Raw genomic sequence first — 9,380 nt, 5'->3', positions numbered from 1 at the left:
CGCGAGCGAAAGTCCTCACGCTGGGCTAACACGCCGCTGGCATACTTGCGCGGGTGCGAGTACTGGTGGCCGAGGACGAGCCCATGATGGCCGCGGCGATCGCCGACGGGCTGCGGGACGAGGCGTTCGCGGTCGATGTCGTGCATGACGGTGCCGCGGCGCTGGAGCGGCTCTCGATCAACGACTACGACGTGCTGGTCCTCGACCGTGACCTGCCCAAGGTGCACGGCGACGAGGTGTGCCGGCAGGTCGTGGCGGGCGAGGGCGTAGTCCGCGTGCTGATGCTGACGGCGTCGGGGACGGTGTCCGAGCGCGTGCGCGGCCTGTCGCTGGGCGCGGACGACTACCTGCCGAAGCCGTTCGAGTTCGACGAGTTGGTGGCCCGGATCCGGGCGTTGGGCCGGCGCAGCCGCCCGGCGCTGCCGCCGGTGCTGCAGCGCGCCGGGATCCGGCTGGACCCGCACCACCGCGAGACGTATCGCGACGGCCGCTACGTCAGCCTCTCCCGCAAGGAGTTCGCGCTGCTGGAGGAGCTGCTGCGGGCCGACGGCGGGACGGTCTCGGCCGAGACGCTGCTCGAGAAGGTGTGGGACGAGAACGCCGACCCGTTCACCACGATCGTCCGGGTCACGCTGAGTTCGCTGCGCCGCAAGCTCGGCGAGCCGCAGCTGATCGAGACGGTCACCGGCGTGGGATACCGGGTCCGATGAGTTCGCTGTCCCGGGGCAGCCTGCGTCTGCGCATGACCCTCGCCTTCAGCCTGATCTTCCTGTTCGGCGGGGCGGCGGTGTTGTTCGGCTCGGTGATCCTGGTCCGCAACAGCATGAGCTACGCGCTGAACGGCGCGATCGAGTCGAAGTACGAACAGATCGGCACGCGAACCCCTGGCAGCGGCGAGCCGAGGCAGGACAAGGAGGCGATCTACGAACAGCTGGAGGCCGACCAGGTCACCAAGCAGGTCATCATCGACAGCATGCAGGCCAACCTGCTCCGCAAGGGCGGCGCGACGGTCCTCGGCGTCTGGCTGGTGGGCACTGCCACCGGCTGGTTCCTCGCCGGCCGGGTGCTGCGGCCGCTCAACACCATCACTGCGGCGGCGCAACGGATCGCGGGGCGTACGCTGCATCGCCGGATCTCCCTCGGCCATCCGCCCGGGGAGGTCAAGACGCTGGCCGACTCGTTCGACCGGATGCTCGACCGCATCGACGACGCGTTCGCCGGCCAGGAGCGGTTCATCGCCAACGCCGCGCACGAGCTGAAGACGCCGATCGCGATGAACCGTACGCTCGTCGAGGTCGCCATGCGCAAACGCACCGCCCCGCCGGAGATTCAGGCCCTGGGCGAGAACCTCCTGGAGATCAACCTGCGGCACGAGCGGCTGATCGAATCGCTGCTCACGCTGGCCAGCGCCGGGCACGCCATCACCCAGCCACGCCCGGCCGACCTGGCCGACCTGGCGCAGTCGGCGCTCGCCGCCACCGACACGCAGGACGCGATCATCGTCTCGGACCTGCGGCCGGCGCGTACGGTCGGCGACGCGATCCTCCTGGAACAGGTCATCCGCAACCTCGTCGACAACGCCGTCCGCTACAACGTGCCCGGCGGCCGGGTCGAGATCCACACCCGCTCCTTCGTGCACGAGGTTCAGGTGATGGTGGTCAACACCGGCCCGATCATCGCCCCGCACGAGGTGCCGGCGCTGTTCGAGCCGTTCCGGCGGCTCACCGACCGGGTCGGGTCCGCCCGCGGCAGCGGCCTCGGACTGTCGATCGTCCGCGCCGTCGCGCAGGCGCACAAGGGAGACGTGAGCGCGACTCCCCGGCCCGGCGGTGGCCTCCAGGTCTGCGTGACGCTGCCGGCTCTGTCCGTCCGCTGAGCCGGTCGGCTGAGCCGGTGAGCGGAGCCGGGGCTAGGCGTCGCGGCGGCGCAGCACGAGATAGCCGCCGGCCAGTGCGGCCACGGTCCACCCGAGCAGAATGAACAGTGCGGCGACCGGCCCGTAGGTGGGGCCGAAGCCGCTCTCCGGTCCACCGGCGATCCGCATCAGCTCCATCCCGGCCTGGTCGGGCAGGTATTGCAGGACCGGGCGCAGTCCGGGCACGTTGCCCAGTCCCTGCGAGCCGAGGAACAGCACCGGGATGAGCACGCCCAGCGCGATGGCCGAACTGCGTACCATCGTCGCGACTCCGGTGGCGAACAGGCAGATCAGCGGCAGGTACGCGATCGCGCCCAGGAGGGCGGGCACGGTGTCGGGATCGCCGTCGGCGACGGCGTACGGGCCAAGCACGTGCTGCCCGACGACGAACGCGATCAGCACCGACGGCGCCGACACCGCCAGGGCGACGAGCCCGGCCACGGCCGTCTTCGCGGCGTAGAACCGGCCGCGCCGGGGTGTCGCGGCGAGGGTCGGCCGGATCGAACCGGACGAGTACTCCGCGCCGATCGCGAGCACTCCGAAGACGACGAGCGCCAACTGGGCCAGGGTCAGCCCGTAGAGCGCGGTGACGATCGGATCGAAGTTCTGCACCCGGTCGATGTTCGCCCGGAAGTTCGAGGCGATGAACGCGCTCAGCCCGACGGCCAGCCCGGCCGTCGCCAGCAGTGTCCACAGTGTCGAGCGGACGCTGCGTACCTTGATCCATTCGGCGGCGAGCAGGTTCATCGCTGCCCCCGATACTCGACCGCGTCGGCCGTGAGGCGCAGGAACGCGTCCTCCAGCGACGGCGCTCCGGCCACGAAGTCGGCGGTGGCGACGTCGGCCAGCAAACGGCCGCGGCCGATCACGATGAGGTGGTCGGCGGTCTGCGCGGCCTCGCTCATCAGATGGCTGGAGACGAGCACCGTCCGCCCCTGCGCGGCCAGGTCGCGCAGCAGATCACGAATCCATCGCACGCCCTCGGGATCGAGTCCGTTGACCGGCTCGTCCAGGATCAGCACCGCCGGGTCGCCGAGCAACGCCGCGGCCAGCCCCAGCCGCTGGCCCATGCCCAGGGAGAACTTGCCCGCACGGCGGCGGGCTGCCGTCGTCAGCCCGGTCAGGTCGATCACCTCCTGTACGCGATGACGCCCGATCCCGTTGCTGCGAGCCAGATACCGCAGATGATTGAGTGCGGACCGGCCCGGATGGACGGAGCGGCCGTCGAGCAGCGACCCGACCGTGCGCAGTGGCGGGTTCAGGCGCTCGTACCGCTGCCCCGCGACGCGTACCTCGCCCGTGGTCGGGCGGTCCAGGCCCAGCATGAGCCGCATCGTCGTCGACTTCCCCGCCCCGTTGGGGCCGAGGAAGCCGGTCACTACGCCGGGCCGGACGGTGAACGTCAGGTCGTCGACGGCGGTGGTCCGCCCATAGCGTTTGGTCAGGTGAGAGACCTCGATCATGCGAGCCATCGTGGATCGCGGGGGCGCCCGGCCGCGTCGGACCGGAGTCGGATCGCGACCGGGCGGCTCTCCCCCCGTGGGCGGAGGCGCGTACGCCCTGGCCGTGGCTATTGTCGACCGGTGCACCCCCCAGCGCAGCCCCGGAGCCGGGCGGTCCGGCTGATCGCCCTCGACGGCGTCGTCGTGCTGGCGTACGTGGTGGTGCTGCTGGCGACCGGCCCGGTCGGCCCCTCGGCGGCCCGGCCGGCGACGGCGGCTCCGTGGGAGCAGTTCGCGCTGGCCGGGGCGGCGTTGGCCCCGCTCGCCGTACGCCGGTTGTGGCCGTTGCCGGTGTATCTGGTGACGCTGGCCGTCAGCGTCCTCGCGGTGCTGCGCGACCAGCTCTGGGATCCACTGCTGCCCGCCGCGTACGCCCTCTACGCGGTGACCGCCGCGCGTATGCCCCGGTCGTGGTGGGAACGGTGGCTGCCCGGGTTGTCCATCGGGCTGCTGCTCGGAACGGCCGCCCTCGGCGTGGCCCGCGAACCCGGGCAGGACTGGTGGCGGGGCAACGCCGGGCCGCTGGTGCTGGGATTCCTGGCGTTGCTCGCCGCGGCCGAACTCGGCCGGGCCGCCCAGCAGCGCCGGGCCGACGCCGTACGCACGGCGCAGCGGATCGCCCGGCAGGCGGTCGACGAGGAACGGCTGCGCATCGCCCGGGAACTGCATGACGTCGTGACCCACAGCATGGGCCTGATCGCGGTGAAAGCCGGGGTCGCGAACCACGTCGTCCGCACCCGCCCGGAAGAGGCCCACGAGGCGTTGCGCGTCATCGAGCAGACCAGCCGCAACGCTTTGAACGACATGCGTCGCATGGTCGGCGTACTCAGATCGGACGAACAACCCGCGGACCTCGCGCCCGCGCCCGGACCGGAGGCGCTCGGGGACCTGGCGCGGCGGGCCGGCGCCGAGCTGACCGCGCGCGGGCTCGCGGACCTGCCGGACGGGGTCGGGCTGGCCGTGCACCGGATCGTGCAGGAGGCGCTGACGAACGTCGCCAAGCACGCCGGACCGCGGGCCCGGTGCGTGATCGCCGTCGAGGCCGACGGCGGCGAGGTACGCCTGTCGGTCGTCGACGACGGCACGAACCCCGCCCCGCCGAACGCCGGTGGGCATGGCCTGATCGGCATGCGCGAACGGGTCGCGATGTACGGCGGCGCCCTCGCAGCCGGTCCGGAACCCGGGGGCGGATTCGCTGTCCGCGCCACCCTGCGTTACGAGGCGGCCCGATGACCGAGGATCTCCGGGTGCTGCTCGCCGACGATCAGACGCTGCTCCGCGGAAGTCTGCGGGTGCTCGTCGACGCCGAGCCGGGCATGGTGACGACCGGTGAGGCGGCCGACGGCGAGCAGGCCGTACGCCTCGCGCGCAGCCAACGACCCGACGTCGTCCTGATGGACGTACGCATGCCGGGCCTGGACGGCATCGAGGCGACCCGGCGCATCTGCGCCGAGCCGGGCAGCGCCGTGAAAGTGCTGATGCTGACGATGTTCGACCTCGATCAGTACGTGTTCACGGCGTTGCGGGCGGGCGCGAGCGGGTTCCTGCTCAAGGACACTCCCCCGGCCGACCTGCTGACCGCGATCCGCGTGGTCGCCGCCGGGGACGGGCTGCTCGCCCCCGGTGTCACCCGGCGGCTCATCGCCGAGTTCGCCCGCCGCCCCGAACCGACGCCGCGCACGGGCCTGCCCGGTGTGACCGAGCGCGAACGCGACGTGCTGGAGCTGATCGCCCGTGGACTGTCCAATGCGGAGATCGCCGATCGGCTGCACGTCGGGGCGGCGACGGTGAAGACGCACATCGGGCATCTGCTGACCAAGGTCGGCGCGCGCGATCGGGCTCAGCTCGTGATCGCGGCGTACGAGAGCGGGCTGGTCGCGCCGGGCACCTGAACATTCCGCCGGCTCGTCATCCCTGACTGAGGATCCCCCATCCGAGCGAGGTCGCATCCCGCGCGCTGGGGAGTCGTCGGGCTCAACCCACGACGACGCTGGGCGCATGACGAAAGCCAAGCACATCGCGGCGTACGCGGCCGTGGCCGCCGCCCTGCCGTACCTGGTGAGGGCTAGGCGGCGACGTGGGCCTCCCCGCCGGATCTACCAGCTTCAGCGGCCGGTTCCTGATGGCCGTGTTCGGGCTGCTGTCGATGGCCGGCGCGGTCGGACTGCACCGCATGAAGGGCGGCCCGACGTGGACTGCCCTCACGCTGACCTGGCTCGGTTCCGGTGCCTCCTTCGCCTGGGGCCTGTGGCTGACGCTCAATCTGGTGGTCGACTCGCCGCTGGCCGCTGACGGCGGGCCGATGGGCCTGCTCGGGTTGGTTTCCCTGTTGCGGCTGCTCAGCGGAACCGTCGTCGGGCTGATCGCCGCGGTCCAGCTGGTCCAGCCGAAGCGGTCCGACCTGGTTGCGGCCTAGGTGCGGCGTACGCGGAGCACGCCGGTCAGCATCGGAAGGGTGAAGTCCCCGTCGGCGGTCTCGGGCCGCCCAGCGAGGTAGGCCCGGATCTCGCTCAGCCGGGCCGCCCGGTCCGTCTCCGGCATGACCAGCATGCCGGCCCGCGTCCCGAGGGTAGCGACGAGCGAATCGGCGGTACGCCGCTGCCCGTGCGGGAACTCGGCCTGCTCCGGCGAGCCGAACCCGGCGGGCGCGCCGTCCCGGGTCAGGTGCAGCTTCGCCGTCGCGGCCCGCCAGGCGCCGAACGTGTCGCGCGGGCCGATCGCCGCCGGCCCGCTGACCTGTTCGAGCCCGGCGGCCCAGCCGACCCGGTCGTCGATCACGTTCCACAACCCGGCCAGGACTCCGCCTGGCGCCAGGACGCGGGCGATCTCCGGCCCGGCGACGGCCATGTCGAACCAGTGCATGGCGTTTCCGGCCACCACCGCGTCGACGGACGCGTCCGGCAGCGGGATCTGCTCGGCGCTCCCCGGCAGCGCCCGTACGCCGGGCAGTCCACGGCGCAGCTCGGCCAGCATCTGCGGGTCGGGCTCGACCGCGACGACGTCCACGCCCAGGTCGATCAACGTGGCGGTCAGCTTGCCCGTGCCCGCGCCGAGGTCGAGCACTCGCGTACCGGGCGCGAGGTCCAGCACCCATCGCAGCGCCGCCTGCGCATAGTCCGGGCGGTGCTCGGCGTACGCGGTCGCCGCCGCGCCGAACGAGGAGCTGTGCAACTTGCGATCTTCAAGATCCATCGAGCCACTGTAGCCCGCACGTCGCGCCGCTTCGGATCACCGATGAGGCCGCCCAGCCGGGGCGACCTCATCGGAAGTCTCAGATCAAGCCTTCAATCCAAGCCTTCAATCCAAGGCGTCAGACCATTTCGGGAACCCGCAGATGGGCCAGCGCCAGCTCGAACTCCGCCACCTCGACGATGTCCGCGCCGGCCTGCTGCGCGACCCGGCTCCGCAGCATCTGGGCCACCTCGCGGGACCGCGCCACCGCTTCCGAGCTCTCGTACACCACCGTCGACACGGCCTGACCGATGTCGCCGTCGATCAGCAGGCTGGCGCTGCAGAAGCCCGGCATGTCGTCGATCATCGGAATCACCGACTTGAACGACTCGACCGCGTTGTCGATGTTCTCCGGTTCGCCCCGCAGCCACGACAGCCGGGCGTACGCGCCGGCCGGGGCCGGTTGGGCGCGATGCATAACCGGGATGTCCCATTCCTGGACCAGCAGCCCGATGGCTCCCAGCCGGGCGGTCAGCTGACTCCGAATCTGCGAGACGTCCTCCTCGCTCGCCTTCATGGTGGCCAAGGTCTGCCAGGCCGAGGTCGCGATGCAGCGCCCGGAATCCCGCTCGATCAGGCACGACAGGCCAAGGCAGCCGTCGAACTCCATCAGCTCGGGCATGACCTCGTCGCGTACGAGCGCGACAGCCCGGTCGATCGACGACGGATCCGTGATCAGGGTTGTTGAACGTGCGTACACTTCCACTCCCATGCCTCCAGGCGATGTCCGGCTGGGCACCACCGATTCGCGTTCCGCTTCACCTTCAGCGTCCCCCAGCAGCGGCACGGCCCGAACGGACATCGGCACATCCGGATGTACGCAGACGAACTAGGCTCACCACCTCGCGTTAGTCGATGGAGTTCGCATACCTGGTCACACGGAGGCCGTAGCGGGCTCAGGAGCCGCCGCTGTCTCCACAGTGGATCGCGTCAGGCGGCGCGAGCCCGCGACCGCCAGTGGAGTGACGCTCGCACCGAGCAGCACGATCGCGCAGACCACCAGAACGGGGTCGTAGCCGAAGGCCGAGGCCAGCGGACCGGCCAAAGCGTTGCCGAGCGGCATGGCCAGGAACGAGGTCAGCATGTCCCAGGACGCGACCCTGGCCAGCCGGTCGTGCGGGATGTGGTCCTGCAGCGCGGTTTCCCAGGCGACCGAGAAGAACGCGAGGCCGGCGTACCCGACGACCGCTCCAGCCGCGACGGCGGTGAGGACGCCCGGCCACACGTACACCAGGACCCAGACCGGCATCAACATGAGGGTGAGCCAGCCGGCGCGCAGCAGCCGCCGGGGTTTGAAGCGCATGCCGACAGCCGCGCCGACCACCCCGCCGAGTCCCTCCGCCGCCGCGACGAGACCGGCCGCGCTCGCGCCGCCGAGCCGCTCGATCGCCAGGACCTGAATCAGGACGAGGACCACGCCGTTGGCGATGTGATACACCGTCGCCGCCAGTACGCCCACCAGCAGCCAGTCGCGCCGCCGGATCTCCAGCCAGCCCGCGCCGAGCTCGCGCAGCATCCCCTGCCGGGGCGGACGCGTGACGCGGGCCCGGATGAGCAGCGCGGTCACGGTGGAGACCGCGAAGCTGAACGCGTTCACGGCGAAACCGGTCGTCGCGCCGAACCGGGCGACGACGAGACCGCCCAACGCCGGTCCGATGACGGCGCAGGTGGTCTGCAGGAGACTGAGCGTCGCGTTGGCCGACTGCCGCCGATCGGCCGGGACGAGCATCGGCTTGAGGGAGGTGAACGCGGGCCCGAAGAACGCCCCGGCCCCGGCGGAGATCGCGGCGAACGCCATGACGAGCGGCAACGCGTAGTGACCGGTGCCGAACACGAGCGCGATGCCGGTCGCGGCGACCGCCCGTACGACATCGGAGAGGACCATGACCCGCTGGGGCTGCATCCGGTCGGCCCAGACACCACCGAAGAGCGTGCCGCAGAGCATGGCGACCACCGAGGCCGCCATGACCAGGCCGAGGTCGCCGGCGCCGCCGCCCGCGAGCAGGATCGCCACCGCGAGGGCGACGGTCTGGAAGCCGTTGCCCAGCCAGGACAGTCCCTGCCCGGCGGCGAGCAGCCGGAAGTCGCGGCTCATCTGTTTCATGCCGCGTAGAGTAGTTCACCATCGAACTATTCGACAACTAATTATCGGACGCCGCCCAGGCGGTCGGCGACCTGCCATCATGAACTCCATGACCGCACCGGACCGGGCATCGGACCGCGACGCCGCCGACCACCACGTCGCCCGTTGGGCCGACTACCTCCGGGACGACCCGGCCTTCTCCCCCGAGGTCGAGGCGGCGGTGATCCGGATGGGCCACATCCTGCGCCGGATGCGGCGAGACGACGTCGCCGCGTTCGCCGGCTCCGAGTTCACCATCGAGGACTACAAGACACTGCACGCGCTGATGGTGCAGCCGTATCCCAACGAGGCGACCCCGGGGCAACTGGCCGAGGCCACCGCCGTCACCCGCGCCGCGATGACCAGCCGGCTGGACCGGCTGGCGGGCGCGGGGCTGATCACCCGCGAAAGCGAGCCGAACGACCGCCGCCGCGTGCTGATCCGGCCCACCGCCGCCGGGCGTACGGTGTGGCAGCGGCACCTGTCCGAAGGGCTGGAACGGGAGAACAGGCTGCTCTCCGCGCTGACCGGAAAGGAATTGGTCCAGCTCAACACCCTGCTGCGCAAGGTGATGCTGTCGCTGGACGAGTGAGGCTGACGACCGAGGCCG

Annotated in this window: 10 protein-coding genes and 1 pseudogene; 6 read left to right on the top strand and 5 right to left on the bottom strand. The window is 71.3% G+C overall.

All coding sequences use genetic code 11. The features are described 5' to 3' along the window. Positions 1-53: 53 nt before the first annotated feature. Both HDA40_RS00270 and HDA40_RS00265 read left to right on the top strand, forming a co-directional pair. The gene (locus HDA40_RS00270) at positions 54-710 is read left to right on the top strand and encodes a response regulator transcription factor (protein WP_253749876.1); all 657 of its coding nucleotides are present in this window, start codon (positions 54-56) and stop codon (positions 708-710) included. Next, positions 707-1,876, top strand: coding sequence for a HAMP domain-containing sensor histidine kinase (locus HDA40_RS00265; RefSeq protein WP_253749873.1), 1,170 nt, complete (start codon positions 707-709; stop codon positions 1,874-1,876). Before HDA40_RS00270 ends, HDA40_RS00265 begins: the two co-directional genes overlap by 4 nt. A gap of 33 nt (positions 1,877-1,909) precedes the next feature. Here the strand turns inward: HDA40_RS00265 and HDA40_RS00260 are convergent, their stop codons facing one another. Together HDA40_RS00260 and HDA40_RS00255 are read right to left on the bottom strand one after the other, a co-directional pair. Then, a complete protein-coding gene (locus HDA40_RS00260; RefSeq protein WP_253749871.1) occupies positions 1,910-2,662 on the bottom strand; it encodes an ABC-2 family transporter permease in 753 nt (250 codons plus the stop codon). A gap of 71 nt (positions 2,663-2,733) precedes the next feature. Beyond that, a pseudogene (locus HDA40_RS00255) lies at positions 2,734-3,378 on the bottom strand (ABC transporter ATP-binding protein); the annotation flags it as partial. A gap of 120 nt (positions 3,379-3,498) precedes the next feature. On the opposite strand from HDA40_RS00255, the gene HDA40_RS00250 reads away from it, so the two are divergent. From HDA40_RS00250 to HDA40_RS00240, 3 genes are all read left to right on the top strand, one after another. After that, the gene (locus tag HDA40_RS00250; protein WP_253749865.1) at positions 3,499-4,650 is read left to right on the top strand and encodes a sensor histidine kinase; all 1,152 of its coding nucleotides are present in this window, start codon (positions 3,499-3,501) and stop codon (positions 4,648-4,650) included. Then, positions 4,647-5,309, top strand: coding sequence for a response regulator (locus HDA40_RS00245; protein ID WP_253749862.1), 663 nt, complete (start codon positions 4,647-4,649; stop codon positions 5,307-5,309). The genes HDA40_RS00250 and HDA40_RS00245 overlap by 4 nt, the downstream gene beginning before the upstream one ends. Positions 5,310-5,494: 185 nt before the next feature. Continuing rightward, the gene (locus HDA40_RS00240; protein WP_253749858.1) at positions 5,495-5,833 is read left to right on the top strand and encodes a hypothetical protein; all 339 of its coding nucleotides are present in this window, start codon (positions 5,495-5,497) and stop codon (positions 5,831-5,833) included. On the opposite strand, the gene HDA40_RS00235 is transcribed toward HDA40_RS00240, so the two are convergent. The 3 genes from HDA40_RS00235 to HDA40_RS00225 form a co-directional block, all read right to left on the bottom strand. Then, the gene (locus HDA40_RS00235; RefSeq protein ID WP_253749856.1) at positions 5,830-6,609 is read right to left on the bottom strand and encodes a class I SAM-dependent methyltransferase; all 780 of its coding nucleotides are present in this window, start codon (positions 6,607-6,609) and stop codon (positions 5,830-5,832) included. The two genes, HDA40_RS00240 and HDA40_RS00235, sit on opposite strands and share 4 nt — an antisense overlap. A gap of 118 nt (positions 6,610-6,727) precedes the next feature. After that, positions 6,728-7,348: a hypothetical protein gene (locus HDA40_RS00230; RefSeq protein WP_253749853.1), complete on the bottom strand. Its 621-nt coding sequence runs from the start codon at positions 7,346-7,348 to the stop codon at positions 6,728-6,730. A 174-nt stretch (positions 7,349-7,522) separates the two neighbouring features. After that, positions 7,523-8,752, bottom strand: coding sequence for an MFS transporter (locus tag HDA40_RS00225; protein ID WP_253749850.1), 1,230 nt, complete (start codon positions 8,750-8,752; stop codon positions 7,523-7,525). Between the two features lie 88 nt (positions 8,753-8,840). Here HDA40_RS00225 and HDA40_RS00220 point away from each other — a divergent pair, with 88 nt between their 5' ends. After that, positions 8,841-9,362 (top strand): MarR family winged helix-turn-helix transcriptional regulator, encoded by a 522-nt coding sequence (locus HDA40_RS00220; protein WP_253749847.1) that lies wholly within the window; start codon positions 8,841-8,843, stop codon positions 9,360-9,362. Positions 9,363-9,380: the final 18 nt, after the last annotated feature.

The sequence above is a fragment of the Hamadaea flava genome, from assembly GCF_024172085.1.
Taxonomy (GTDB): domain Bacteria; phylum Actinomycetota; class Actinomycetes; order Mycobacteriales; family Micromonosporaceae; genus Hamadaea; species Hamadaea flava.
The sequence above is the reverse complement of the archived record's forward strand: the minus strand, read 5'-3'. Positions and strand labels throughout refer to the sequence as shown.